Annotated in this window: 25 protein-coding genes and 1 tRNA gene; 10 read left to right on the top strand and 16 right to left on the bottom strand. The window is 68.0% G+C overall.

The annotated features are described in order from the left end of the window. Positions 1 to 13: 13 nt before the first annotated feature. From AC0KS4_RS07940 to AC0KS4_RS07890, 11 genes are all read right to left on the bottom strand, one after another. A complete protein-coding gene (locus AC0KS4_RS07940) occupies positions 14 to 520 on the bottom strand; it encodes a CAP domain-containing protein (RefSeq protein ID WP_238957750.1) in 507 nt (168 codons plus the stop codon). A 13-nt stretch (positions 521 to 533) separates the two neighbouring features. After that, a complete protein-coding gene (locus AC0KS4_RS07935) occupies positions 534 to 1,016 on the bottom strand; it encodes a hypothetical protein (RefSeq protein WP_308193101.1) in 483 nt (160 codons plus the stop codon). A gap of 98 nt (positions 1,017 to 1,114) precedes the next feature. Then, a complete protein-coding gene (locus AC0KS4_RS07930; protein WP_225329763.1) occupies positions 1,115 to 1,756 on the bottom strand; it encodes an Mce protein in 642 nt (213 codons plus the stop codon). Between the two features lie 17 nt (positions 1,757 to 1,773). Beyond that, positions 1,774 to 3,243, bottom strand: coding sequence for an MCE family protein (locus AC0KS4_RS07925; RefSeq protein ID WP_225329762.1), 1,470 nt, complete (start codon positions 3,241 to 3,243; stop codon positions 1,774 to 1,776). After that, positions 3,244 to 4,365 carry an MCE family protein gene (locus AC0KS4_RS07920; RefSeq protein ID WP_225329761.1) on the bottom strand — a complete coding sequence of 374 codons (1,122 nt, stop codon included), beginning with the start codon at positions 4,363 to 4,365 and terminating at the stop codon, positions 3,244 to 3,246. It abuts the gene before it with no gap. After that, on the bottom strand, positions 4,362 to 5,678 hold the full coding sequence (locus tag AC0KS4_RS07915) for an MCE family protein (RefSeq protein WP_255642172.1): 1,317 nt from the start codon (positions 5,676 to 5,678) through the stop codon (positions 4,362 to 4,364). The genes AC0KS4_RS07920 and AC0KS4_RS07915 overlap by 4 nt, the downstream gene beginning before the upstream one ends. Before the next feature lie 2 nt (positions 5,679 to 5,680). Next, positions 5,681 to 6,865 carry an MCE family protein gene (locus AC0KS4_RS07910; protein ID WP_238957748.1) on the bottom strand — a complete coding sequence of 395 codons (1,185 nt, stop codon included), beginning with the start codon at positions 6,863 to 6,865 and terminating at the stop codon, positions 5,681 to 5,683. Continuing rightward, on the bottom strand, positions 6,862 to 7,890 hold the full coding sequence (locus AC0KS4_RS07905) for an MCE family protein (protein ID WP_225329758.1): 1,029 nt from the start codon (positions 7,888 to 7,890) through the stop codon (positions 6,862 to 6,864). The genes AC0KS4_RS07910 and AC0KS4_RS07905 overlap by 4 nt, the downstream gene beginning before the upstream one ends. Continuing rightward, positions 7,887 to 9,158, bottom strand: coding sequence for an MCE family protein (locus AC0KS4_RS07900; protein WP_238957747.1), 1,272 nt, complete (start codon positions 9,156 to 9,158; stop codon positions 7,887 to 7,889). The genes AC0KS4_RS07905 and AC0KS4_RS07900 overlap by 4 nt, the downstream gene beginning before the upstream one ends. A 4-nt stretch (positions 9,159 to 9,162) precedes the next feature. Further along, positions 9,163 to 10,011 (bottom strand): ABC transporter permease, encoded by an 849-nt coding sequence (locus AC0KS4_RS07895; RefSeq protein ID WP_225329756.1) that lies wholly within the window; start codon positions 10,009 to 10,011, stop codon positions 9,163 to 9,165. Then, the gene (locus tag AC0KS4_RS07890; protein WP_225329755.1) at positions 10,008 to 10,775 is read right to left on the bottom strand and encodes an MlaE family ABC transporter permease; all 768 of its coding nucleotides are present in this window, start codon (positions 10,773 to 10,775) and stop codon (positions 10,008 to 10,010) included. Before AC0KS4_RS07890 ends, AC0KS4_RS07895 begins: the two co-directional genes overlap by 4 nt. Positions 10,776 to 11,298: 523 nt before the next feature. Between AC0KS4_RS07890 and stf0 the strand changes: the two genes are divergently transcribed. The 8 genes from stf0 to AC0KS4_RS07850 all read left to right on the top strand — a co-directional run bounded on the left by stf0 (position 11,299) and on the right by AC0KS4_RS07850 (position 19,426). Then, positions 11,299 to 12,102, top strand: coding sequence for a trehalose 2-sulfotransferase (gene stf0, locus AC0KS4_RS07885; RefSeq protein ID WP_225329754.1), 804 nt, complete (start codon positions 11,299 to 11,301; stop codon positions 12,100 to 12,102). A gap of 140 nt (positions 12,103 to 12,242) precedes the next feature. Then, the gene (locus AC0KS4_RS07880) at positions 12,243 to 12,395 is read left to right on the top strand and encodes a hypothetical protein (RefSeq protein ID WP_225329771.1); all 153 of its coding nucleotides are present in this window, start codon (positions 12,243 to 12,245) and stop codon (positions 12,393 to 12,395) included. Beyond that, positions 12,389 to 13,519: a YeiH family protein gene (locus tag AC0KS4_RS07875; RefSeq protein ID WP_238957746.1), complete on the top strand. Its 1,131-nt coding sequence runs from the start codon at positions 12,389 to 12,391 to the stop codon at positions 13,517 to 13,519. Before AC0KS4_RS07880 ends, AC0KS4_RS07875 begins: the two co-directional genes overlap by 7 nt. Positions 13,520 to 14,010: 491 nt before the next feature. Further along, positions 14,011 to 14,943: a cysteine synthase A gene (gene cysK / locus AC0KS4_RS07870; RefSeq protein WP_225329752.1), complete on the top strand. Its 933-nt coding sequence runs from the start codon at positions 14,011 to 14,013 to the stop codon at positions 14,941 to 14,943. Between the two features lie 2 nt (positions 14,944 to 14,945). Further along, on the top strand, positions 14,946 to 15,629 hold the full coding sequence (gene cysE / locus AC0KS4_RS07865) for a serine O-acetyltransferase (protein ID WP_225329751.1): 684 nt from the start codon (positions 14,946 to 14,948) through the stop codon (positions 15,627 to 15,629). Between the two features lie 175 nt (positions 15,630 to 15,804). Continuing rightward, complete coding sequence (locus AC0KS4_RS07860; RefSeq protein ID WP_225329750.1) at positions 15,805 to 16,926, top strand: LLM class flavin-dependent oxidoreductase; 1,122 nt, start codon at positions 15,805 to 15,807, stop codon at positions 16,924 to 16,926. Next, positions 16,923 to 18,044: an LLM class flavin-dependent oxidoreductase gene (locus AC0KS4_RS07855; RefSeq protein ID WP_225329749.1), complete on the top strand. Its 1,122-nt coding sequence runs from the start codon at positions 16,923 to 16,925 to the stop codon at positions 18,042 to 18,044. Before AC0KS4_RS07860 ends, AC0KS4_RS07855 begins: the two co-directional genes overlap by 4 nt. Further along, positions 18,041 to 19,426: an NtaA/DmoA family FMN-dependent monooxygenase gene (locus tag AC0KS4_RS07850; RefSeq protein WP_225329748.1), complete on the top strand. Its 1,386-nt coding sequence runs from the start codon at positions 18,041 to 18,043 to the stop codon at positions 19,424 to 19,426. The genes AC0KS4_RS07855 and AC0KS4_RS07850 overlap by 4 nt, the downstream gene beginning before the upstream one ends. A 25-nt stretch (positions 19,427 to 19,451) precedes the next feature. Here AC0KS4_RS07850 and AC0KS4_RS07845 read toward each other — a convergent pair. Beyond that, positions 19,452 to 19,524: transfer RNA gene (locus AC0KS4_RS07845), tRNA-Asn, on the bottom strand. 287 nt (positions 19,525 to 19,811) lie between these two features. Between AC0KS4_RS07845 and AC0KS4_RS07840 the strand changes: the two genes are divergently transcribed. Beyond that, on the top strand, positions 19,812 to 20,090 hold the full coding sequence (locus AC0KS4_RS07840) for a hypothetical protein (protein ID WP_238957745.1): 279 nt from the start codon (positions 19,812 to 19,814) through the stop codon (positions 20,088 to 20,090). Here the strand turns inward: AC0KS4_RS07840 and dnaG are convergent. From dnaG to AC0KS4_RS07825, 3 genes are all read right to left on the bottom strand, one after another. Continuing rightward, positions 20,074 to 22,026 (bottom strand): DNA primase, encoded by a 1,953-nt coding sequence (gene dnaG, locus AC0KS4_RS07835; protein WP_225329746.1) that lies wholly within the window; start codon positions 22,024 to 22,026, stop codon positions 20,074 to 20,076. The genes AC0KS4_RS07840 and dnaG overlap by 17 nt on opposite strands. A gap of 30 nt (positions 22,027 to 22,056) precedes the next feature. Further along, on the bottom strand, positions 22,057 to 22,674 hold the full coding sequence (gene sodC, locus AC0KS4_RS07830) for a superoxide dismutase[Cu-Zn] (RefSeq protein WP_225329745.1): 618 nt from the start codon (positions 22,672 to 22,674) through the stop codon (positions 22,057 to 22,059). Positions 22,675 to 22,741: 67 nt separating this feature from the next. Then, entirely contained in the window at positions 22,742 to 24,019 is a 1,278-nt protein-coding gene (locus tag AC0KS4_RS07825) for a deoxyguanosinetriphosphate triphosphohydrolase (RefSeq protein ID WP_225329744.1), read from the bottom strand. 133 nt (positions 24,020 to 24,152) lie between these two features. Here AC0KS4_RS07825 and AC0KS4_RS07820 point away from each other — a divergent pair, with 133 nt between their 5' ends. After that, positions 24,153 to 26,129 carry a TPM domain-containing protein gene (locus tag AC0KS4_RS07820; RefSeq protein ID WP_238957744.1) on the top strand — a complete coding sequence of 659 codons (1,977 nt, stop codon included), beginning with the start codon at positions 24,153 to 24,155 and terminating at the stop codon, positions 26,127 to 26,129. Positions 26,130 to 26,177: 48 nt separating this feature from the next. On the opposite strand, the gene AC0KS4_RS07815 is transcribed toward AC0KS4_RS07820, so the two are convergent. Next, positions 26,178 to 26,465, bottom strand: coding sequence for a hypothetical protein (locus tag AC0KS4_RS07815; protein ID WP_425326378.1), 288 nt, complete (start codon positions 26,463 to 26,465; stop codon positions 26,178 to 26,180). Positions 26,466 to 26,485 lie beyond the last annotated feature (20 nt).

Below are 26,485 nucleotides of genomic sequence, written 5' to 3'. Positions count from 1 at the left end.
ACGCTCGCGGCGCCTACCGCCTGGGCGGATCCGGCTGCCCGTACACCGCCACCACCACGGTGCGGTCCACACTGTTGGCCGACCACACCCCGATCGCGGTGTTGGCGCAGTCGCGGATGATCGCCATGTCGTCGGGGTTGTAGTACCACTGGTTGACCAGTTCGAGGCTGCTGATCGCGATGGCCGGGTTGGTGGCCACCGTCTCGGCCGCCCTGCCGCGGAAGCCCGCGGCATTGGCGCGGTCCTGCGGCGTCGATCCGTCGGAGCCGGTGTCGTCGTTGATGTTTCGGTTGTTGATCATGTCTTCGGCATGCCATTCGGCGGCCAGGGTAAGCGCGTTGTTCCTGACGACGTCGTTCGTGCAGCCCGCCTGATGCTGCAGCGTGTAGACGGCGGAGACTACCGCGCTGTTGAGTCGCTTGTTGTCGGCGTGCACGGCCGGGGCCAACAACGTTGAGGCCCCGGCGAGAAGGACGGCGGCGGACAGCGCGCTGCCTGGGCGGCGAATCGGCACGGACATGTGCTTTCTCGGATCACACGGGGTCGAAGCGCGAAACCAGCCATCGGCCGTTGACCTTGTCCAGTGTCATCCGAACGACGGGCTGGGTGTCGGTGGGGGCACCGTCGCCGATGGTGACGGTTTGGTCGACGAACACCAGCGCCACGGCGTGGTTCGCGGTCACCGAAACCGACGCCGCGGCATTGGCTTTCGCCGCCGACGAGATGCGCTTCTCCTTCGCGCCGGGAATGACGACCTGCCGGGTGAGCTCCGCGTAGGCATCCTTGAACTCACCGGTCAGCCGCTCGCGTGCCGCGGCGAGATCCTTGTCCACCGAGTCGGCGCGATAGGACAACAACGCGACCGCGTCGTCGCGGGCGGCCTGCACCGATTCGGCGCGCACCGCGGCCAGGTCAGCGGACGACCCGGCCCACCACCTGAGGTAACCCGCGCCCAGTGCCAGCACCAACGCCAACCCCGGCAGGATCCCGTAGGCGACGATCCGCGACCAGGCGATCGGGCGCCTGTCTCGTGTGGGCGTCGGGGTGGTCTCGGCATCGTCGATGCCCGGTTCCGCCTCGGCCGCAGCGGCTTTCACATCCTCGCTCACCGTGGTCATGGCACGAACACCACGTTGGAGACCTTGGCGTCAGAGGCGTCCGGGCCGACCGATCGGACCTCGATGCGCATCCGCCATTCCCGCGGCGCCTCCTCGCCGCCGGCCGTGCGCGACTTCACCGCAACCGCCACCAGCACCTGGGCCGAGTCATCGCTTTGGGATTCCAGGCCCGCATCGGTCACGGTGCCTTCGGATTTCGACTGTGCCGCCTTCACGACCTCCATGAACGGTTTGGACCGCTGTTCGAAGTCATCCCGGAATGCGCCGGTGGCCGAATCGAGGATGCGCTGCACGTCGGTGTCGACCTGGGTGTAGTTGATCGTGGTGAGGTTCACCGCGCCCTGACGGGCGGTCGCAACGTACAGGTTGCGGCGGGCCTGGGCGTCATGCTGCTGGTAGGCGCGGTAGCCGAGCCAACCGCTCAGGCCGGCCAGTGTCGCGACGATGAGACCGCCGGCGACCAAGGCGGTTACGACGGCCGAAAACCGCTGCTGCTGAACGCGTTCGCGCCAGCGGGTGAACCTGCCTCGTGGGCGGCTTTCGCCGGGGTCGTGGCCCGGTTCGGCGATGCGCTCCTCGGCCTCGGTCGGGCCGGGGCGTTCGGCGACCTCGGTCGCCGCGTCGTTGTCGTGTGTCATCGTGCTCCTTCGAACTCTCAGGGTTGCGGGACGAGCAGTGATTGCCAGCTCTTGGCGCGCGGGTGGGCCAGGTCCGACTCGGTGTAGCGGCGCCCGTCGGGTCCGATGTAGTCGCCGGTGGCCGGGTCGTAGGTGGCCACGGCTATCGGCGCGGGCGGTGGCGCGGTGGCCCGCGGAGCCGGCAGCCGCGAATCCTGCCCCGGGGGATACAGCGGCACGCCCTGACCGCTGGTCGTGGCGTTCGGGTCCCCCTTCCAGTTGTAGCCGTCGTTGAGCGGCACGTACTCCTCGTCGCTGTCGCATAGCTCGACCGTGGGCGCCCTTTTCCATGGCTTGCTCTCACACGGAATGTTGCGCACCCCACGGACATTGAACTCCGAGTCCTGGGGCACCCGGCAGAACAGGTCGGCCGCCGGCCGGTCCGGGGCGTCGACGCTGGCCGGTGAGCGCCGCTGCTGCGGCGGCAGATACCCCGTCGTGCACGGGGGCGGCAGGTTGAGGTTGAGGTTGAAGTCCAGCTGGGCGCCGCGGTACTCCTGCTTGGTGTTGGAGCTCGGCACGATGATCGCGGCCATGGCCGCGATGCCCTGCGGGAGCAGCACCAGGAGTTGCTCGATGTCGTGGCGGTAGACGACGGCGATGTCGCCGAGGCTCACCAGGTTGGCGAAAAGCACTGGCAGCGCGGGTGTCACCCGATCCAGGAGGGCGCGGCCTTCCTCGATGCCCGACGCGCCGTTCGTTAGCAGGTCTCGCACCGCGGCGTCCTGCGCCTTGAACTGCGCCATGATGGCCGCGGTGTGGCGGGCCCACGCGGTGATCGCGCCCGACGTCTCGACTTGGGAGTCGAGTACCGCCGGCGACTGATCGATGAGGGCGGCGAGCGGGTCGACGGTCCGGCCTCCCGCGATGGCCAGCGCGGTCGATCCGTCGACGATGCGGGACAATTCGGGTCCAAGGCCGCCGACCGCGCGGTTCGTCTCGTCGATCACGGTGCGCAGGTTGTCGCGCGGAATCGCTTGCAGTGCACGGTTGGTCATGTCGAGCAGGCGCCCGATGTCGACGGGGACGTCGACATGGCCCGCGGGGATGACGTCACCGGCCTGCAGCGGTCGGGCGTGTTCTCCGCCGTTGCCGGGCTGCGGGGTCAGCTCGATGTACTGCTCGCCGATGGCCGAGCGGCTGTGCACCGACGCCTGGACGTCGGCGGGCACTGTGACCCCTGACCTCATGGCGAGCACGGCGCGCACTCCGGTGGCGGTGACGTCGACCGACTTGACCTGCCCCACATCGGTGCCGCGGTAGGTGACGACCGAGGTCTGGTAGAGCCCACCCGATTGCGGAAGGTCCACGGTGACCTTGTATTCGCCGATCCCGAACAATGTGGCGGGCAGCTTCATGAAGTTGAATGCCATTGCGCCACAAGAGACGACGGTCACCAGCGTCAGGATCGACAACTGGATCCACGTGCGTCTGGTCAGTCGAAGCATTCAGTACCCCCCGAAGTGGTACGGGTAGGTCAGCGGGTTGCCCCCGGTGACCGGGCTCGGCTGCATGCCGATGGTGCGACCCCACTGCAGCTCGAGTTGGGTGAGGTTGCCTTCCCAGCGCGACCCGGTGAAAAGCCCTTGGTCGATGCGGCTCAGCGTCAGATCGACCACCAGGGTGAGGTTGGCGTAGTCGCCCCGGAACCAATTCCGCACTGTCGACGTCGGCCAGGGATAGGTCGCCAAGCCGTCCAGGCCCCGGGTGAGCGAGGGCCCGGCGTCGGCGAGCGAGCGCAGCACCGGCGCGATGTTGCGCAGGTTGTGTACCAGCGATTCCCTGCTCTGATGGACGGTATCGGCGGCGATCGCGCTGAATTTGCCGACCTGGTCGATGGTCTCGGCGATCTTGGCCCGTTCCTTGGCCAACACCTCCAGCGCCTTAGGCACGGATGTCAAGGCCTTGTCGACGACCGGGTCGTTGCCGGCAACCTGACCCGCCAGAGCGTTGAGGTTCTCGGCGGCGGCGATGATGTCGTCGGTCTGGCCGTTGGTGCGGGCGATGAACTCGTCCAGCTGGCCGAGCAGACTGCGCATGTCGTTTTCGCGGCCGGCGAATGCCTTCACGACCGCTTGGTTGATTTCCTGCAGCTGCCCAATTCCGCCGCCGTTGAGCAGAATCGACACGGAGGCCAACGTCTGCTCGGTGGTGGGATAGAGGCTGGCGCGTGACAACGGGATGACCGACCCGGCTGTGAGCCGGCCGACCGGCGGTTCGTCTTTGGGCGGCGCGAGTTCGATGTGCATCGAGCCGAGCAGGCTGGTCTGCCCGAGCTTGGCCGTCGAATTGGCCGGCAGGTGGACGTCGCCGTCGATGCGCATGGTGACCAGCGCGTGCCAGTCTTGCAGCTCGATCCTGGTGACGTTGCCGACGTTGACGTCGTCGACCCGGACCCGGGTGTTCTCCTGGATGGTCACCACGTCGGGCATCTGCGCCTGAATGGTGTAGGAGCCCGGCCCTCCCCCGGCCGTTCCGGGCAGGCTGAACGAATTCAAACCGCGCCATCCGCACGCCGAAAGCGCGGCGACGCAGAGCATTCCGACGAGTGCCGCGGCCGCGCGTCTCATGACGGCCCCGTCGGAAGCATCAGATCCTGCAGGACCTGAAGCGAGTTGGTCGTCGCGCTCGGCGCTGGCGGGGGCGGTGGCTGCTCGGGCGGCGGGGGCGGCGCGTCGGTCGGTGGGGACGCGTCGGGTGGCGGGGGCGGCGTGTAGCCGGGTCGCAGCCAGTCCTCGCTGTAGGTGATCTCGCTGGGGCGGGCCTGCGTCCCGACGAACGGATTGATCCCCGCCGGAATATAGTTGTAGATGCGGTTTTTGATGATCGGGTTGAGGTACTGCAGGCACAGTTTCGAGACGCGGGCCAACCGCGCCCGCGACGCCGCTTCGATCGAGCTGCAGATGAATTGCGGGATGTCGGCGAAGTTGTTCAGCGCCAGGATGCCGGTCATCGCGCTTTGCGCCGGCTGGTAGATGTTCAGGAAGTTCTGGAACACCGTCGGGGCGATATGCAGGATCTGTTTGATATCGCCGCGGCTGTCGTTGAGCGCGGTCGTGATCGAACCCAGCCGGTCGACCGTGACGCCCATCGCTTCGCGGTTCTCGGCGAGGAAATCACGCACGTCCGTCAGCGCGCCATCCAGCGACTTCAACGCGGCGCCGACCTCGTTCGGGGTGTTCGACAGCAGGGTGGTCACGCCGGCCAGGTTCTGGTTGAACGAGGCGAGCAGATCGCTGCTGGAGTGCAGCGCGGATACCAACAGCTGCAGGTTGCGCACCGTGCTGAAGATGTCGTCGGCGTGGTCACCGAGCGCCGAAATGGCCTGGGACAGTTTGATGACGGTGTCGCGGGCGGTGTCGCCCTGGCCGCGCACGTTGTCGGCCGCCGAGTCGATGAGCTCGCCGACGGAGTTCACCCCGCCGGGGCTCGTGGGTTGCAGCGCGTCGGTCAGCTTTTCCAGCTGCCGGCGGAAGTCATCCCATTCGACGGGAACCGCGGTGCGGCTGAGCGGGATCGACGCGCCGTCGCTCAACTTCGGGCCACCGGAGTATGCCGGGACGAGTTGGATGGCCCGCGACGTCACCAGCGATGGGGACAAGATGGCGGCGCGCGCATCGGCCGGGACCGAATACTGCTTGTCGACCGAGAACGTCACCCTGGAGCTGGTGGGCTGGGGCTCGATCTTGTCGATGACCCCGACGGCGACGCCGAGGATTCGGACCTCATCCCCGACGAACAGACCGTTGGCCTCCGCGAAATACGCCGAGTAGGTGTTCTTCTCGACGTCGTCCCACAGCCTGCTCGCGACCAGAACCGACGCCGCGGCCAGCGTCAGGATCAGGCTGATCGCGGTGACTTTGCGAAGGGTGCCCCGGCTCATGTTCACGGCTCGTCGAAATCGTGTGGCGAGGGCGGGGGGATGGTCCGCACGGGTGGGGTCGACGGTGGCGGCGACGGCGGCTGTGACCACAGCGGCACCGGCGCGTTCTCCGGCGGTACGGGTGGGGTTCCGGTGGGCGGATCGACCGCCTCCGACGGCAGCTTCTGGTTGGGATCCAGGAACCGGTCGTACATGTCCGCATCGAGGACCGGTCCACCGATCTGGCCGGGAACCAGGTTGGCGACATAGGCCTTGAAAAATGGCCCGGAACCCAGGCATTCGCCGAAGGACATCGCGTACCGCTTGAATTTGGGCAGCGTCTTTTGGATGTCGTCTTTGCGGTTGTCCAGGATTTCGAGGACGCCGTTGAGCTTGTCGAGTGCTGGTTTGAGTTGGCTTCGGTTGTCGTTGACCAGCCCGGAGATCTGGCCCGACACCGCGGTGAGATTGTTCATCAGCGCGTCCAGCGAATCGCGTTCGTCGAGCAGCGCGGCCAGCAGCGCGTTGGAGTTCGCGACGAGCCCGGCGATTTGTTGGCTGCGCTTGCCCAACACCGCCGAGACTCTGTCGGCGTTGCCCAGCAGGCTCCTCAGCTGTGCGTCGCGGCCGTTGAGGGTGTCCGAGAACCGGGCGACTCCCTCCAGCGCCGGCTTGAGATCCGCAGGCGTCGCCTTCAGCGTGTTCGCCAATGTGGTCAGGGCCGTGGACAATTGGGCGGTGTCCAGCCCGCTGATGGTGGTCGTCAGATCGCCCAGCGCGTCCGGCAGGTCGTAGGGCGAGGTGGTGCGTTCCAGCGGAATGGTGCCCGAAAGCCGGCCGTCTCCGCGCGGAGTCAGCTCGAGCATCTTGGCGCCCAGAATGGTTTCGGTCTTGATCGCCGCCTCGGTGCGGTCGCCCAGTTCGACGCCCTCGCGCACGGTGAAGCCCACCCGAACCTTGGTGCCTTCCAACCGGAGGTCGGAAACCCGCCCCACGCCCATGCCGGAAACCCGCACCGCGTTGCCCGGTTTGATGCCGCCGGCCTCGGCGAAGTACGCGGCGTAGTCGTTCGTGTTCTTGATGAAGGGCAGCCTGTTGTACTGGAACGCGACGACGGTCACGCAGGCCAGGATGACGGTTCCCATCACGCCCAACACGAACGGGTTGCGCGGGCCGGGCGACGTGAGTTTGGGGATCTTCACCTTCATCGCGGCGTGCACCGCCCACTGGGCTGGCCCAAGAGCTTGACGAAGATCGGGTTGCCGCCCTTGCCATTCAACTTGAGCAACACTTCGCAGAAGTAGAAGCCGAAGTAGTCGCCGTTGAGCCCCTGCCGGGCCAACACCTGGTAGATGTCGGGGAGCTCTTTGAGCAGGTTGTCGACGTAGTCGCGGTCGGAGAGTACCTGTGCGGACATGCGATCCGTCTCGTGCACAACGTCTTTGATCGGCTGGCGGGACTGAGCGAGCAGATCGGTGATCGAGCCGGCGGCCGCGTTGATGTAGGCGAGGCCGGTGGAGATGTCGTTTCTGCGCTGCGACAGACCCTCCACCAGCTGGGCGAGCTTGTCCAGGCCGTCGGAGAACTCGTGGTCGCGAGCGGCGAAGGTGTGCAGCACGGTGTTCAGGTTGGTGATCAGCTCGCCGATCAGCTCGCTGCGCCCAGCCAGGGTCGAGGTCAGTATCGAGGTCTGCGACAGCACCGAAGCCAGGGTTCCGCCCTGCCCCTGGAAGATTCGCAAGAGTTGACCGGACAGGGCGTTGACCTGATCGGGATCCAGTGCGCGGAACAACGGGCGGAACCCGCCGATCAGCGCGTCCAGGTCAAGCGCCGGCGAGGTCCGCGCCAGCGGAATCGTCGCCCCCGGCGGGAGTCGCCGCGGCGGCCCCGGGCTCTCTTCGAGCGCGAGATAGCGGTCGCCGATGAGGTTTTCGTACCGCACGACCGCCTTGGTGCCCTCGGTGAGTCGCACGCCCTTGTCCACCTCGAAGCCGACGGTGACCGTGCCGTCGTGATGCAGGCGCAGCTCGCCGACCTTGCCGACTTCCACCCCGGCGATGCGCACGAAATTGCCGGACTTGAGGCCGGAGATATTCGTGAACACGGCCTGATAGCCGGTGCGATCCTCGAAGCGCAATTGGCCGAACACCGCGACGAGCGCGAAGGTGAACAGCAAGCAGACCGTCGTGAAGATCCCGACGCGCAGGACGATGCTGGAGAGCTTTCTTCTCATGGCGGCGGCTGCCCCCCGCGCCAGAAGTAGCGCGGCGCCTCGGGTGGGTTCTTGGTGGTGGGGAACCAGTTGGCCCACCACGGATTGCCCGCGGCTACGTTGGTGCGGATCTCGTTCGGGGCCGCCCCCCAACCGGTGTCGGTGACCAGCGCGCGCACCGGGAAGTTCGCGCTCGGGTCGGGCAGCGATCCGCAGCTGGGCTTGCCGCCGGGGCCGCCGGTGGCGTTGACCTTCGGCAGGTGTTTGGGAAATCGGTAGGGGTCGTCGCCGAAAAGCAGCGCGGCGTCCAGGATCACCGAGTACCCGTTGCCGCCCAATGCATCTCGGCCGCCGTGGTCCACATACCACTGGGCGCCCTGGAACAGGCACGTGTAAGTCGGCGAGTACTTCTGCAACAGCGCGATGGTGGGATCGAGCAGGTTCATGGACCGCACGATGTTCGACTCGTTGGGGCCGATGACGTTGATGCCGGTCTGGCTGAAGCCGACGGCCGACAACAGCAAGGAATCGAGTGAGCGCTGCTCGTCGGTGACGGTCGCGCTGGTGGTCGCCGCCGAGTCGAGGATCGACAGGATGTTCTGCGCCGCATCGGAGTAGATGGCCGCGGTCTTGCCGAACAGCCTCCAGTCCTGGTGAATCGTGTCCATGCGCGAGTTGACGGTGAGCAGCACGTTGTTCGCGTCGGTGACCGCGTGTCCGATCCGATCGCCCTTGCCGCGGACCGATTGCGCGAAGGCCGACAAGATCGCGTTGAGTTTGGCCGGGTCGAGCGCCTGCACCACCGATTGCAGGTTCTCGAACACGGTGTTGACCTCGACGGTGACATTGCGCGAGCGCAGCACCGCGCCGGGCTTCAGGGCGGTAACGCTGGGCTGGGAAGGGACGATCAGGTCGACGTATTTGGAGCCGAAGGCCGTGGTCGATTTGATCTCGGCCTCGAGGTTGTCCGGCAGGTATCTGAAGGCATCCGGGCGGATCTTCAGCTGCAGCCGGGCCGTTTTCACGTCGGTGCCGATCGAGGCGACCTGTCCGACCTGGACGCCGCGCAGCTTCACCTTGGCGCCGTCTTCCATCACCAGTCCAGCCCGGTCAGAGACCAGCGTGAGCGGGACGAAGGCCGCGAACTTGCCGGAGAACGACGCCGCGGTCAGCGCGACTAGGCCGCCGACGAGGATGAACAGCGTTAACGCCCACCATATTGGGTCGATCCTGCTGGTGCGGGTCCGGTTTCGCTGCTGCGATCGCCCGCGGTGCGTGTGGTTGCTCATGCGGCTAGCCGGACAGGTTGAAGTTGCCGGACTGCCCGTAAACGGACAGTGAAATCATCAGGCACACAAACGCGGTGACGATCATCGATGACCGGACCGAGCGGCCGACGGCCTCCCCCACGCCGGCCGGCCCGCCGGTCGCGGTGAAACCGTAGTAGGTGTGCACGACCATCACACCCGTCGCCATCGCCAGAGCCGACAGGAACGACCAAAGCAGGTCGTTGGGGCGCAGGAACGTGGCGAAGTAGTGCTCGTAGACGCCTCGCGACTGCCCGTAGACGTAGATCGTGAGCAGTTTCGCCGCGATGAACGACATCAGGACGGCGACGGCGTAGAGCGGGATGACGACCAGGATGCCGGCGATGATCCGGGTGGAGGCCAGATAGGTGACCGCCCGGATGCCCATGACCTCTAAGGCGTCGATCTCCTCGTTGATGCGCATCGCCCCCAATTGCGCGGTGGCACCGGCGCCGATGGTGGCCGCCAACGCCAGACCGGCCGTGCAGGGCGCGATCATCCGAACGTTCAAGAACGCCGACAGGAAGCCGGTCAGCGCCTCGACGCCGATGTTGGACAGCGTGTCGTAGCCCTGCACCGCAACGAGGGCACCGGTGGTCAGCGTGAGGAAGCCGATGATGCCGACCGTGCCCCCGATCACGGCCAATGCGCCTGTGCCCATGCCCATCTCGGCGATCAGGCGCAACAGCTCTCCGGGGTAGCGGCGCACCGCATCGGCAGTGGAGGCCAGGGATTGGCCGTAGAACACGGTCTGTTCGCCCAGCTTGCGGGTCGAGCCCACCATCCTGGGTCCCAGGGTGACGAACCACGACGGTTCGCGTGCGGCATCGGTCATTTGGCCGTCACCTTCACCCCGAGCGCGGTCGTCAGGATGTTGATGAAGAAAAGCGCCATGAAGGAGAACACCACGGTCTCGTTCACCGCATTCCCGACGCCGGTGGGTCCGCCGCCCACCGATAGTCCCTTGTAGCAGGCGATCAGGCCCGCGGACAGGCCGAACAGAGTCGCCTTGATCAGTGAGATCACGACCTGCGGCAGCCCGGTGACCAGCGTCATCCCGGCGATGAACGCGCCCGGCGTGACGTGCTGAACGAAGACCACGAAGATGTAGCTACCGGTCAGCCCGGTGACCGCGACCACCGAGTACAACAGGACCGCCACGAACGTGGCCGCGATGATGCGCGGAACCACCAGCGCCTGAACGGGATTGACGCCGATCACCTTCATCGCGTCGATTTCCTCGCGGATGGTGCGCGCACCCAGATCCGCGCACATGGCGGTCGACCCGGCGCCCGAGACGACCATCGCGGTGACCACCGGGCCCACCTGGGTCACCGAGGCCAGGCCGGCACCGGCGCCCGAAAGGTCTCCGGCGCCGATCTCCACGAGCAGAATGTTGAGCACGAAAACAATCAGCACCGTGTACGGAATCGACAACATGATGGTCGGGAAAATGGAAACCCGGGCGACAAACCAAATCTGCTCGAGCACTTCACGCCACGCCCACGGACCGCGCACGGCGGCAACCAACGCCTCGGCGCTGAGCAGAAAGAATTGCCCTAACGCGGTCATGGGCTTCGCCACGGTCGTCGCGTTCACGCTGTTCGCCCACCCCAACGGCGGTCCTGGTGACTCAACTCGACCCCCATGTTCGTAACAGACGTTTATGCGTTCGTAATTGGCTGGCGCTCAAGCAAACAGCACCTTTTACTGCGCCGCCAATGCCTGCTCGTGCGCGCAGATCAGCGAATGTACGGGCAAAACAATGCCCGGCGTTAGATTTGCGATCAACAAGAAGAAATGTGGCCGCGGCCGGTAACCCAATCGACGAATGGCCCACGGCGGCGCACGCGGTCGGTGGCGACGGCGCGCACCCGATCTCCCATCGTTGCCGGAACCGGCCTGCGGCACAGCGCAAGTCGGGGCGAACCGGCACGCGTCGCTCGCGACGCGTTGCGTCTGCTCCGAAAACCGTTGCGCACTCACGGCCACCGTCCCGTTCGACTATCCCCGCCGAACGCCACGGTTCGGGCAAGTGTGGTTCAACGCAACGGTTTCACTCGGGCTGACCGTGATCGCGCTACCGGAGATGGGATGCGGCGTTTCCGGTTAGACTCTGCGGGTGACAAATAGGCCGTCGTCATATCTGGTGTTGGCGTCGCAGCGCAGTGGCAGCACGCTGCTGGTCGAATCGCTGCGCGCGACCGGCGTGGCCGGCGAGCCGCAGGAGTTCTTTCAGTACCTACCGGCCACCAGCCAGTCGCCGCAGCCGCGGGAGTGGTTCGCCGGGGTCGAGGACGAGTCGATCCTGAGCCTGCTCGATCCGCTGGACGCGGGGACACCCGACCTCGCGCCGCCCGAGATCTGGCGCGCCTACATTCGCACCGTCGGACGGACGCCGAACGGGGTGTGGGGCGGCAAGCTGATGTGGAACCAGACGCCGCTGCTGCTGAACCGCGCCAAGGACCTGCCGGACCGCAGCGGCGACGGCCTGCTGGCGGCGATCCGCGACGTGGTGGGCGAGGAGCCGCTGCTGATTCACGTCTACCGTCCCGACGTGATCTCGCAGGCGGTGTCGTTTTGGCGAGCGGTGCAGACACGGGTCTGGCGCGGAAGGCCCGACCCGGCGCGTGACGCGCGCGCCACCTACCACGCCGGAGCGATCGCGCACGTCGTCACCATGCTGCGCGCGCAAGAAGAGGGCTGGCGGAATTGGTTCGCCGAAGAAAATGTCACCCCGATGGAGATTTCGTATCCGGTGTTGTGGCGCAACCTGACCCAGGTGGTGGGATCCATCCTCGAGGCGCTGGGCCTTGACCCGCAGCTGGCGCCGGAGCCGGTGCTGGAACGCCAGGCCGACCATCGCTCCGACGAGTGGGTGGACCGCTACCGTGCCGACGCCGAGAAGCGCGGCCTGCCAACCTGAGCGACCGCCCCGGGCGAGCTAGATTCTGGCCGAGCCAATCACTTGGCCGCGGCGGCGCCACGGGCCACGATTCCCGTCAGCAGGATGCGGCTGCACAAGCCGCCAATGTCGCCTGGGGAGTCGCGTGAGGAGTGGCCATCGTGGGTGAAGGCGTGCCAGATGACGACGCGCTGCGGGGCCCGAACGGGTCGGCGAGGCTCGGCGCGATATCGGTGGACTGGTGGGCGACCGTCGTGGCGGGCGTGATCGTCGCGTTGGCGGTGGCCGACGTGCTTCCGAAGGTCCCATGGTGAGCGGCGTGAGCACGCTGCGCGCGGAGCCCGGCGAAACGCCTGCCGAGGCCACCTTCACCAGTACCCGTCCGCTCGACTATGTCCCGGGCGTCCTCCTGCTGATCGGTGTGGGGTTGCTGGGCAAGCACGCCCAGATCTGGTGGAACGCGCTGGCCAAACACCAGCACTGGACGGTGCCCGACATCGAATACGTGTTGTGGGCGATCGTGATTGGGCTGCTCATCACCAATACCGTTGGCCTGCACCCGATCTTTCGCCCCGGTGTGCTGACCTACGAATTTTGGCTCAAGGTCGGCATCGTGGCGCTCGGCTCGCGTTTCGTGCTGGGCGACATCGCCAAGCTCGGCGGGATCAGCCTGGTGCAGATTCTGGTGGACATGACCATCGCGGGAACGATCATCATCATCGTGGCCCGCGCGTTCGGATTGTCGGGCAAGCTCGGCTCGTTGTTGGCGATCGGCACGTCGATCTGCGGGGTGTCGGCGATCGTGGCGGCCAAGGGCGCGATCCGGGCCCGCAACGCCGATGTCAGCTACGCGATCGCGGCGATCCTGGCGTTGGGCGCGGTATCACTGTTCGTGTTGCCGCCCCTGGGCCACGCGATCGGGCTCACCGATCACGAATTCGGGCTGTGGGCAGGACTTTCCGTGGACAACACCGCCGAAACCACCGCCACCGGCTACCTGTACTCCGACCACGCCGGCAAGATCGCCGTGCTGGTCAAGTCGACCCGCAACGCGCTGATCGGTTTCGTCGTGCTGGGCTTCGCGCTGTATTGGGCCGCGCGCGGGCAGGCCGACGAGATCGCGCCGGGCGCCCGGGCCAAGGCCGCGTTCATCTGGAACAAGTTCCCGAAGTTTGTGCTCGGCTTCCTGGTGGTGTCGGCGATCGCCACCGCCGGCTGGCTGACCAAGGGCCAAACCGCCAACCTCGCCAACGTGTCGAAATGGGCGTTCCTGCTCACGTTTGCGGGTGTGGGGCTCAACACCGACATCCGCCAGATCGCACGCACCGGCTGGCGCCCGCTCGTCGTCGCGGTCATCGGCCTGACGGTCGTGGCCACCGTCTCCCTCGGCATCGTGCTGCTGACGTCGCGCCTGTTCGGGTGGGGTATGAGCGCCTAGGGCACGGCGCGGAAATCATGCCGAAACCATCGCCTCGAGCCAGATCGAGGCGATGACCAGCCCAGACAACGCAGATCCCGGCTGAGCCCAGCGGGCGGGAGCCTCGACTGTCCTATAGTGGAGACTATGCAACACTCCGTACAGCTGCGCTTTGTCCCGTCGCGCGTCGCGGACTGTTCGTGTCGCTGTTGTTGATTTCCGCACGCCTCTGACATTGTAGAAATCCGCGCGCTCGCCCATGTCAGGGCGGTTTCGGTGTATTTGTCCGGCGGCGTCAAGACGCGGACCACGGAGACCTTTCAGGAAAATTTGCGACCGATGACCGTATCGTCCGAGCCGATTCACGCCCTAGCGGGAGGTAGCCGCGGCGGCCCTGATCAGGCTCGACCCGCCTACCCGGCGCTAGCGATCCCGACCGAGATGAACATAGAGTTCGATATTAGCTGGCAGGCTGAGAGGCCTGGTCCTACATCGTTGGAGACAAAAGGTAGATGAGCATCGCCGAGAATGTCACGGAACTGATCGGAAACACCCCGCTGGTCCGGCTCAACCGGGTCACCGACGGTGCGGTCGCCGACGTCGTCGCCAAGCTGGAATTCTTCAACCCGGGAAACAGCGTCAAGGACCGCATCGGGGTCGCGATGATCGACGCGGCCGAAAAGGCGGGCGTGATCAAGCCGGACACGATCATTCTCGAGCCGACAAGCGGGAACACCGGCATCGCGCTGGCGCTGGTGGCCGCCGCACGCGGCTACCGCTGCGTGTTGACCATGCCGGAGACGATGAGCGTCGAGCGGCGAATGTTGTTGCGCGCGTTGGGCGCCGAGATCGTCTTGACACCCGGGCCCGAGGGCATGCCCGGCGCCATCGCCAAGGCCGAGGAATTGGCCAAGAGCGACCAACGGTACTTCGTGCCGCAGCAGTTCGAGAACCCGGCCAACCCCGAAATCCACCGCAAGACAACGGCAGAAGAAGTGTGGCGCGACACCGACGGCAAGGTGGACATCTTCGTCGCCGGGGTCGGGACCGGCGGCACCCTCACCGGGGTGGCTCAGGTCATCAAAGAACGTAAGCCCTCCGCACAATTCATCGCCGTCGAACCGGAGGGGTCCCCGGTGCTCTCCGGTGGACAGAAAGGGCCGCACCCCATCCAGGGCCTGGGCGCCGGCTTCGTCCCGCCGGTGCTGGCGATGGATCTGGTGGATGAGGTCATCACCGTCGGCAACGAAGAGTCGATGGCCCTGGCCCGGCGGCTGGCCGCCGAAGAGGGACTGCTGGTCGGCATCTCCTCGGGGGCCGCGTTGGCGGCCGCCCTGAAGGTCGCTCGGCGCCCCGAGAACGCCGGAAAGCTCGTCGTCGTCGTGCTGCCCGACTTCGGCGAGCGCTACCTGAGCACGCCGCTGTTCGCCGACCTGGCCGACTAATCATGCTCGACGCCATCCGCACCGACATCCGGGCAGCCAGGGAGCGAGACCCCGCCGCCCCGACCACGCTGCAGGTGATCTTCGCCTACCCCGGGGTGCACGCCATCTGGTTTCACCGCATCAACCACTGGCTGTGGCTGCGCGGGGCGAGGCTGATCGCGCGCATCCTCGCCGAGATCACCCGGATCCTGACCGGCGTCGAGATCCACCCCGGCGCCGTCCTGGGCCCCGGGCTGTTCATCGATCACGCCACCGGCGTGGTGATCGGCGAGACGGCGGAAGTCGGTGAGGACGTGACGATCTACCACGGTGTCACCCTCGGCGGCAGCGGCAGGGACACCGGCAAGCGCCATCCCACCATCGGCGACAGGGTGATCATCGGCGCCGGCGCAAAGGTCTTGGGCGCGATCAAAATCGGCGACGACAGCCGCATCGGCGCCAATGCCGTGGTGGTCAAGGAGGTTCCATCCAGCGCGGTGGTCATCGGAGTGCCCGGACAGGTCATCAGCCGCAGCCGTCCCGGCAGTCCGGACGACTCGATGATGCCCGATCTCGTCGGTGTCAGCCTGCAGTCATTGCTGACCCGGGTGACCAAACTCGAGGCTCGGGCGGACGGCGCGCAGACCAACCACGTCATCCGGCCCCCCGAAGCCGGAGTTTGGTACGGCGAGGACTTCTCCATCTGAGCGGACCGGCCCCCAAAGACCAGCATTGGCACGTTCTTTAGCGATGAGCTCGGCAAAGTATTGCTCACGCTGAACATAACCCCGCTTCGGAATGCATCGTCGCCCACGGCGTTGCACAGTGGGTTATGGACACGATGCACGACGGCGCCGCGACGCCAGGTTCCGCAGGCCGGTCATGACCGGACTGCATCTGGCCGTGGGACTCGACGGCTACGGGTGGCACCCCCACGCGTGGCGATACGCCTTCGCGCACAACGCAACCGGCGGCGGACAACTCAGCGGGCGATACTGGGCCTCGCTGGCGGCCACCGCCGAACGTGGCCTGCTCGACTTCCTGACCATCGACGACAGCCTGGATGCGCAGCCGGGCCGCCGGCCCGAAATCTCGCCCCGGCGCCTGGCCGGCCGCGCCGACGCCACACTGGTGGCCGCGCGCATCGCGCCGGTCACCGAACACATCGGCATCATCCCCGTCGCGACCGTCACCCACACCGAGCCGTTCCATGTCTCGAAAGCGATTGCGACGCTTGACCATATCTCGCACGGCCGCGCCGGCTGGCAGGTGCGGGTGAGCCCGACGGCACACGAGGCGGCGCTGTTCGGCCGGCGACCCGCCCCCGACGGCGACGAGCTGTTTCGCGAGGCCGCCGACGCCGTGGAGGTGGTGCGCCGCCTCTGGGACAGCTGGGAGGACGACGCCGTCATCCGTGACGTGGCGACCGGACGCTACATCGATCGCGACAAGCTGCACTACATCGACTTCACCGGCGAGCACTTCTCGGTCAAGGGACCGTCCATCACCCCTCGCCCGCCCCAGGGCCAGCCGGTGGTGGCGGCGCTGGCGCACGCGCCGCGAGTCTACGAGTTCGCCGCCGCCAACGCCGACCTGGTCTTTGTCACCCCACGCGACGAGGACTCGCTGCGTGCCATCCTGGCCGAGGTCGGACAGGCGCAACGTGCGGCGGGCCGCACGATCCGGGTCTACGCCGATCTGGTGGTGTCGCTGGGTGAGGATCCGCTGACGCCGGGCGCGGCCATACCCTCCGACGCGCACGTCTTCCGTGGCAGCGCAAGCGATTTGGCGGAGCTGCTGCTCGCCTGGCAGCACGCCGGGGCCGACGGGGTGCGGCTGCGACCCGCGGTCAACGCGATCGATCTGCCCGCGATCGTCGACGGCCTGGTGCCGCTGCTGCAGCGCGCCGGGCGGTTCCGCACCCGCTACCGCGAGGGCGAGACGCTGCGCGAGCGCCTCGGCCTGGCGCCCGCCCCCAACCGCTACGCGACGGCGCCGTCATGAGCCTCACCCCCTTGTCGATCCTGGACCTGGCGCCCATCAGCGCCGGCAGCGACGCCGCCACGGCGCTGCGCAACACCATCGATCTGGCCCGGCACGCCGAACAATGGGGCTACAAGCGCTACTGGCTCGCCGAGCACCACTTCGTCGCGGTGGCCAGCTCGTCACCGGCGACGCTGATCGGCCAGATCGCCGCGGCCACCGAACATATCCACGTCGGATCGGCCGCCGTGCAGGTCGGCAACACGACGGCGCTCGCCGTAGTCGAAAGCTTCGGCATCCTGGACGCGTTGCATCCGGGACGGATCGACATGGGCCTGGGCCGGTCCGGGCAACGGCGCAAAGAGGCCGCCACGGCGCTCGCCGCCCCACCCGACCGCGCGCCGCAGCCGTGGCGGGACGTCGACGGCCTGCTCATCCCCACACCGTTCGACCAAACCCCGCTGATGAAATCCGAACGGATGCGGGCGCAGGCGTCTGTGCTTGCCCAACCGTGCGCGCAGCCAGCGGATTTCGCCGAGCAGGTCGCCGATATCGAAGCGATGCTGGACGGCACCTACGCCGTCGATGGCCATCCGCTGCGGGCCGTTCCCGGCGAACACGCGCAGCTGACACCGTGGATCTTCGGCAGCACCAAGGGACAGAGCGCCGAGGTGGCCGGCGCCCGCGGACTTCCGTTCGTCGCGAGCTACCACATCACCCCCGGCACCGCGCTCGACGCAATCACCGCGTACCGCAACGCCTTCCGGCCGTCCGCCCGACTGGCGCGACCGTACGTCGTGGTGTCGGCCGACGTCGTGGTCGCCGAGGACAGCGCCACCGCGCGCTACCTCGCGTCCAGCTACGGCCACTGGGTGTATTCGATTCGCAGCGGCCGGGGCGCGATCCCCTACCCGGATCCCGACTTCTGCGAACCCCTGACCGAGGCTCAGCAGGCGCTGGTGGCCGACCGCACCGCAACACAATTCGTCGGCAATCCCGATGAGGTCGCCGACCGGCTCGAGCTGCTGCGCCGGGTCACCGGCGCCGACGAACTGGTCATCACGTCCGTCACCCACCGGCACGCCGACCGGCTGCGCTCGCATGAACTGATCGCCAAACGATGGGGGCTGACCGGATGACCGTTCGAGATGCGGGACAGCGCAAGCAGATACACCTGGGCGCCCACTTCCCCGGGGTGAACAACACCACGGTGTGGTCGGATCCGAGCGCGGGCAGCCAGATCGCGTTCGAATCGTTTGTGCACCTTGCCAAGACCGCCGAGCGGGGGCTGTTCGACTTCTTCTTCCTGGCCGAGGGATTGCGGCTGCGCGAGCATCGCGGCAAGATCCACGACCTCGACGTCGTCGGCCGGCCCGACACGTTCACCGTGCTCGCCGCGCTCGCCGCGGTGACCGAGCGACTCGGTCTGGCCGGCACGATCAACACCACATTCAACGAACCCTACGAGGTGGCAAGGCAATTCGCGTCGCTGGACCACCTTTCCGACGGCCGCGCGGCGTGGAACATGGTCACCTCCTCCGACGCGTTCACCGGGGAGAACTTCCGCCGCGGCGGATTCCTCGCCCACGCCGACCGCTACCACCGGGCCGAGGAATTCATCAGCGTCGCGCGCAAATTCTGGGACAGCTGGGCGCCCGACGCCGTGATCGCCGACGTCGACGCCGGAACCTACGCCGACCCGGCCCGCATCCACGTCGTCGACCACCTCGGTCCGCAATTCGACGTCCGCGGCTCGGCCTCGCTGCCCGCCGGCCCGCAAGGCCACCCCGTGCTGTTGCAGGCCGGTGACTCCAGCGACGGCCGCGACTTCGGCGCCAAGCACGCCGACGCCCTGTTCACGCTGCACGGTTCGCTCGAGGCGGGGCAGCGCTACTACGCCGACGTGAAGGGCCGCGCCGCCGCCCGCGGGCGCGACCCCGACCGGCTCAAGGTCCTGCCCGGCGCGACGTTCGCGCTCGGTGACACGCCCGGTGAGGCGCAGGACAACGCGCGCCGCATCCGCGAGCAGCAGGTCAGCGGGCCGACGGCGATCGCGTTCCTCGAGCAGGTGTGGGGCGTGGACCTGTCGGCCTACGATCCCGACGGGCCGCTGCCCGACGTCGATCCCGTCGAGAACCCGAACATCACGCGAGGTCGGGTCCGGCACGGCGATCCCAAGACGGTCGCCCAAACCTGGCGGGCGCGAGCGGAAGCCGAGAACCTGTCGATCCGCGAGCTGATCATCGAGGTGACCAGCCGCCAGCAGTTCGTCGGGACGCCGCAGCAGGTGGCCGAGGAGATCGACCGCTACGTGCAGTCGGATGCCTGCGACGGCTTCATCCTGGTGCCGCACCTGACGCCGCACGGCCTCGATGAGTTCGTTGACAAGGTGGTGCCACTGCTGCAGGAACGAGGCAGCTTCCGCACCGAATACCGCGGCCACACGTTGCGCGAGCATCTGGGTTTGGCGCCGACGGCGGCGTGGGCGGGAAATCCGACGGATATCGCGATCGGGCAGTGACGGCCGAGTCGCTTGGTGAAATCTGCTCCCCCGCCTGGACTCGAACCAGGAACCCTTCGGTTAACAGCCGAATGCTCTGCCAATTGAGCTACAGGGGACTAACCCGATCGCGGGACGACTCTAGCGTACTGGCACGACCACGCCCAACTGGCGCGGGCCGCCCGTGGCGATCGCAAGCGCGGCGCAGCCGGGCGCAGCGGGTCGCCACCATCGAGCCCCGTGGCGATCGCAAGCGCGGCGCAGCCGGGCGCAGCGGGTCGCCACCATCGAGCCCCGGTCGATCGCAGCCGGGCGTAGCGGGTCGCCACCGACTTGGCCCAGTCGACCGCGCGCGCACCCCGCCCGGTGAGGCAGGATGGAGCCATCGATAGTCGGGAGGAACGCTTTGATCCGGTATGTCGCGGTGCTGGGACTGGGTTACGTGCTGGGCTCGAAAGCCGGTCGTCGGCGATACGAGCAGATCGTCGGCACCTATCAGGCGCTGACCAGCAGCCCGGTGGCCAAGTCGATGATCGAAGGGGGACGCCGCAAGATCGCGAATCGGATCTCCCCCGACGCCGGCTTTGTCACGCTGGCGGAGATCGACGACCGAACCGCCATCATGGAACGCGACGTCGAGCCGCTGCCCGACGAGGAGCTCGAGTCCTCTACTCGTCGCCGCTAGCCTGCTCGAGCAGGCTGCGCCGGTAGGCCTCCATCGCCACCAGGTCGCCGAACAACGCGTGATACTCGTCGCCCTGTTCGATCGGCGACATGCGCTGCAACTTCGACTTCACCTCGGCGATCTGGCGGCCCATCCACACCTCTTGCAGCCGGGCCAGCACGCCGGCGATGTAGCGCGGCATTTTCTCCTCGTCGACCTGGATGGCCTCGACACCCAGCTCGCTGATCAGGGCCGCCGTCAACGGAGACGAGGCCCGGTCGCGCACCGCCTCGAGCCACTGCGCCCCGGTGATCCCGCCCGACGTGCCGCCGGCGGTCTCGATGGCCGCGCGGATCGCGGCGTACCCGGGGTGGGTGAAGCTCTCGACGGTCAGCGTGTCGAACACCGGGCCGGCCAGCGCCGGGTACTGCAACGCCGACTTGAGCGCCTCCCGCTGAGGCCACAGGGTGGGGTCGCGGGGGTCGGGGCGACGGGCGGCGGGCTGGGCCGCGGCGGGAGGCTGCTCCGCGCGCCGCGACATCTTGGGTCCGGCCGCGCCGCGGGCCGCGGTTTTGGAGTTCTTGGATTGGCCGCGCACCCGGTCGATGACCTGCGCGACGTCGTCCCAGCCGACCCACCCGGCGAGCTGGCGGGCGTACTCGTCGCGCAGCGTCGGGTCCTTGATCTGGCCGACCATGGGCACGCAGCGGCGTAGCGCGGCCACCCGGCCCTCGGCGCTGTCGAGGTCCATCTCGGCGAGCGCCGACCGGATCGCGAACTCGAACAACGGCGTTCGCCGGGCCACCAGGTCGCGCAGGGCGCCGTCGCCGGACTTCAGCCGCAAGTCGCAGGGGTCCATGCCGTCCGGCGCGACGGCCACAAACGACTGTCCCGCCAGGTTCTGCTCGCCGCCGAAGGCCTTGAGGGCGGCGGCCCGCCCGGCCGCGTCGCCGTCGAACACGTAGATCAGCTCGCCGCGAAAGAAGCTGTCGTCCATCATCAGTCGGCGCAGCATCCCCAGGTGCTCGTCGCCGAAAGCGGTGCCGCACGACGCCACGGCGGTGGTGACCCCGGCCAGATGCATCGCCATCACGTCGGTGTAGCCCTCGACGACGACGGCCTGGTGGCCCTTGGCGATGTCGCGTTTGGCCAAGTCGATGCCGAACATCACGTTCGACTTCTTGTACAGCAGCGTCTCGGGGGTGTTGATGTACTTGGCTTCCATCGGGTCGTCGTCGAACAACCGCCGGGCACCGAAACCGATCACCTCGCCCGACGAGGAACGGATGGGCCACAGCAGGCGGCGATGGAAGCGGTCCATCGGCCCGCGGCGCCCCTGCCGCGACAGGCCGGCCGCTTCCAGCTCCTTGAACTCGAAACCCTTTCGCACCAAGTGCTTTGTCAATGAGTCCCAGCCGGACGGCGCGAACCCGCAACCGAAGTGACGGGCGGCCTCGGCATCGAAGTTGCGCTCGGTCAGGTACTGGCGCGCCGGCGCCGCCTCGTCGGATTCCAGCGCCGCCGCGTAGAACTCGGCCGCGGCGGCGTTGGCCGCGACGAGGCGGCTGCGACTTCCGCGGTCGCGCTGCACGCTGGTCGCCGGGCCGGAGTAGGTGATGGTGTGACCGACCCGGTCGGCGAGCATCTCGACCGCCTCGACGAAGCTGACGTGCTCGATCTTCTGGATGAACGCGTACACGTCGCCGCCCTCGCCACAGCCGAAGCAGTGAAAGTGGCCGTGGTTGGGGCGGACATGAAACGACGGCGACTTCTCGTCATGAAACGGACACAGCCCCTTGAGCGAATCCGCGCCCGCGCGCCGCAATTGCACGTAATCGCCGACCACTTCGTCGATGCGTACCCGTTCGCGGATGGCGGCGATGTCGCGATCGGGAATCCGGCCGCGGCCCCGGGCGCGCCCGTCGCCCTCGCTCCATGAACCTGCCGGGCTTGACATCGGCTCAGTCTAAGGGCGCGGCGGGGAAGGCTAGCCGGTTCCGATGACACCGCACGCGACGCGATCCATCGCGTTCTCGGTGTCCTGGGCGCCGTGCAGCATCAGCGCGGTCTTGGTACCGGCCAGCAGGTCGTCGCGGGTGAACGAGTCGGTGGTGGTGACCAGGTAGGCCGCGCCGTCCTGGCGCACCTCGAGCGTCGCCAGATCGCCGCTCTCGGGCTTACCGGTGTGGCCGGGGGCCTGGTAGTGGCCGCCGGCGGACAAGAAGTTGCCCGGCGCGCCGCCGGTGGGGGCCACCGAGTTCGGCTCGCACTTGCCGATCTCGTGGACGTGCAGGCCGTGCAGGCCGGGGGTCAGGATGCCGGTCGCCACCGTCTTCACGGTGACGGTCACATAGTTGCCGGTGAAGTCGAAGGTCGCGGTGGCCGCGGTCCGGCCGTCGGGCGTCTTCAACTCCGCGCTGAGCGAGCCGCCGGCGGGTGCCGGCGTCGTCGTCTCCCCGGAGGAGGTCGGGGCGGCGGACTTCACCGGCGGGGTGGTGCCCGGCTGGCTGCTCTCGTGCTGCGGTGAACTGCAGGCAGTCATGGCGACGACGGGAAGGCCCATCACGAGGGAGGCCATCAAGGGAGAGCCGCTGAATTTCTTCATATCGGGCAGCCTAACTCGCGGCGGCCGCGCCGGTTCCCGGACCGGACGAGTGGCGGGCGACGATCCACTACGGACCGGCCTGGCGGGCGTCGATCCGTTCCAGCCGGCCCTCGGTGTAGGAGGCGATTTGATCGACGATGACCCGCCACCGGGCGGCGTCGTCGGCCGCGGTGTTGAAGGCCGCAGCAAAGACCGGGTCGAGGGTTCGGGGTGCTCCCGCGTACAGCCACTGCGCCACCCGGTGGATGCGCTCACGCTGCCCGGCCTGGGTTTCCTGATGCCGCGGATCGGACATGATGAACTGCAGCGCCAGGATTTTCAGCAGCGCGACCTCGGCCCGCACCAGATCGGGAACCTGCAGCTCGGCCCGGTAGCGCACCAGCGGTCCGGGTCCGGCCGCCGCGCGAGTGGTGGCGATGGCGGCCGAGGCGAACCTCCCGACCAGCTCACTGGTCAGCCGCTTGAGTGCGACCGACGCCGCGAGCGTGGCGTCGTACTTGCCCACGGCGGCGACCACCGGCAGCGCCGACAGCCGTCGCGCGGCCGCCATGAAATCGTCGGCGCGCACCCGGGAAAACTCGGTCTCACCCAGTTTGGCCAGCGCCGCGGCCTCGTCATCGTCGGCGAGCACCCGCAGGTCGATGCGTTGGGAGACGACGCCGTCCTCCACGTCGTGCACCGAGTAGGCCACGTCGTCGGCCCAGTCCATCACCTGCGCCTCCAGGCACATCCGGCCCTCCGGTGCGCCCGACCGCATCCAGGCCGCCGGCTCGCGGTCGGCGTCGTAGAACCCGAACTTGCGGGCCGCGCTTCCCGCCCCTTCGCCGCGGGGCCACGGGTATTTGGTGACCGCGTCCAGCGACGCGCGAGTCAGGTTCAGCCCCGCGCTGTTACCTTGTGCGTCAAGCACTTTGGGCTCGAGGCTGGTCAGGATTCGGAAATTCTGGGCGTTGCCCTCGAAGCCGCCGTAGCTCGCAGCGACCTCGTCGAGCGCGCGCTCGCCGTTGTGCCCGTAGGGCGGGTGGCCGATGTCGTGGGCCAGGCCCGCCAGGTCGACCAGGTCGAGATCGCAGCCCAGCCCGACGGCCATTCCCCGCCCGATCTGGGCGACCTCGAGGGAGTGCGTCAGCCGGGTGCGCGGCGTGTCCCCTTCCCGCGGCCCGACGACCTGGGTCTTGTCGGCCAGCCGGCGCAGGGCGGCGCTGTGCAGGACCCGGGCGCGGTCGCGGGCGAAGTCGGTGCGGTGCTGGCCTTCCGTGCCCGGCAGACCCGCAGTCTTGGCCGCTTCGGTTACCCGTCGCTGACGGTCGAAGTCGTCGTAGGGGTCGCGCTGATTCCTGGTCACCGACGCACAGTCTGCCAGGGAATGCGCGCCCAAGGCTGGCGCGACGGGCCTGCATCGTCGCGGGGCTGTGCTGCATTGCCCCACTCCTCAGCAGGCCTACGGGCCTGCATCGTCGCGGGGCTAGATTGGCCGTATGCGCACCGCTCGCCTGCTCGCCATGCTCGCGACGCTCTTCACGGTCGGCCTCAGCGGCGGGCTGCTGCAGGCACCGCCCGCCGGCGCGCAACCGCCATTCCGGTTGGCCGACTACATCACCGACAACGCGGGAGTCTTATCGGATTCCGGGCGCAGCACGGTCACCGCCGCCGTCAACAAGCTGTACACCGACCGCCACATCCGGCTGTGGGTGGTCTACGTCGGCGACTTCTCCGAGCAGACGCCGACGGGATGGGCGCAACGCACCGTGCGCGCCAGCGACCTGGGCGGCTACGACGCGCTGCTGGCCGTCGCGACCACCAGCCGCGCCTACGCATTCCTGGTGCCGTCCACCATCAAGAGCGTCAACGCCAATCAGGTTGACAACTTGCGGCGCAACAAGATCGAACCCGCCTTGCACAGCGGCGACTGGAGCGGCGCCGCCGTCGCGGCGGCCAACGGACTCGACGCGTCGCCCGGTTCGTCGGGGCGGGTGATCCTGCTGGCCACACTGGCGGCCATTCTCATCGCGCTGGCGGGCCTGCTGCTGGTGATGCGCTATCGCGGCAAACGCCGGCGGGCCGCGGCGTTGGCGGCCGCACGCCGGGTCGACCCCACCGACGTCGACGCGCTGGCCGCGCTGCCGCTGGAGACGCTCGACGACCTGTCCCGCACGCTGGTGGTGGACGTCGACAACGCGCTTCGCACCAGCGCCAACGAACTGGACCTGGCGGTCGGCGAATTCGGCGAGGAGCGAACCGAGCCGTTCACCCGCGCGGTGACCAATGCCAAAGCGGCTCTGTCCCAAGCGTTCACGGTGCGCCAGCAACTCGATGACAGCACACCGGAGACGCCGGCGCAGCGGCGCGAACTGCTCACCCAGGTGATCGTGTCGGCGGCGCGGGCCGACCGCGAGCTGGAGTCACAAACCGAGGCGTTCGAGCAGCTGCGCGATCTGGTGATCAACGCCGCGTCACGGTTGGACGCGCTGACGCAGCAGTACGTGGAACTCACCAGCCGCCTCGCGCCGTCGGAGCAACGGCTGGCGGCGCTGCACCACGACTTCAGCCCCGCCGCACTGACTTCGGTGTCCGGCAATGTCACGACGGCCAAGGAGCGGCTGACGTTCGCCGACCGCAACATCGGCAACGCCCGTGAGCTTGCCGCCCGCGCCGTCACCGGTGGGCAAGCCGGTCTGGTCGACGCCGTCCGGGCCGCCGAGTCGGCCCTCGGGCAGGCGCGAGCGCTGCTCGACGCGGTGGACAACGCGGCCAACGACATTCAGCACGCGATCGACCGGCTGCCATCGGCCATGGACGACATCAAGAACGACATCGCGCGCGCGAACGAACTGCTGCAGAAAAAATCCGCGCACACCGGCGATCTGGTGGCGGCCCGCGACGCGGCCACCCGGGCCGTCGAGAGCGCCCGCGCCGGCGGTTCCGACGATCCGCTGGGCGCCTTCGGACAGCTGACCAAGGCCGACACCGCGCTGCACGAGCTGCTGGGCACCCTGGCTGAAGAGCAGGCCACCGCCGAGCGACTCAACCGATCGCTGGAGCAGGCGTTGTTCACCGCGCAAACACGGGTGCGCGCGGTGTCCGACTACATCGACACGCGCCGCGGCAGCATCGGCCCCGACGCCCGCACCCGGCTGGCCGAAGCCAAACGCCACCTGCAGGCCGCGCAGGACATGGGCGCGACGAACCCGAGCGAAGCGATCGCGCATGCCAATGCGGCGTCGACGCTGGCCTCTCATGCCCAGTCGCTGGCCAACGACGATGTGCAGACGATGCAGCGCGCCTACACCCGTCGCGGCGGCAGTGACATGGGCGCGATGCTCGGCGGCATCATCATCGGCGACCTGCTCAGCGGCGGCATGCGTGGCGGATTCGGCGGCTGGAGCCCGACGTCGTTCGGTGGCGCCCCGGGTTCTTCCGACGGCGGTTTCATGGGTGGCGGCGGCCGATTCTGAGTCGCCGCGCTGCTACCGCGGCGAGTTCGGTTCGCTACGTACCGGCGTTCAGCCGGCTGCCGGGGAATGCGGTATGACGCCGACGGGCCGCGGCGCGGCTTCGCCTTCCCATCCGCCCCAGACGCCGTCGGCGACCGCTGTCGGGCGGGGCGCGTCGAGTGTCTCCTCCGCGGTCTCGGCGCTCGCGTCGGACTTCGGCGCCCAGTGGTCGTAATCGTCCGGTGGAACGACCACCCCCCACTTGAGCGGCACCGATAAGCCACCGAGCACGCCGGACTCACCGCGTACTGCCGCCACCGTGTCGTCAGGTAACGGCGAACCGAGAGGCAAAAGCACCCCTGCCCCCTTCCACAGCC

The sequence above is a fragment of the Mycobacterium sp. NTMscope_MAC_12 genome (genome assembly GCF_976985675.1).
Note: the sequence above shows the minus strand (reverse complement) of the source record. Positions and strands in the feature narration are given on the sequence as shown.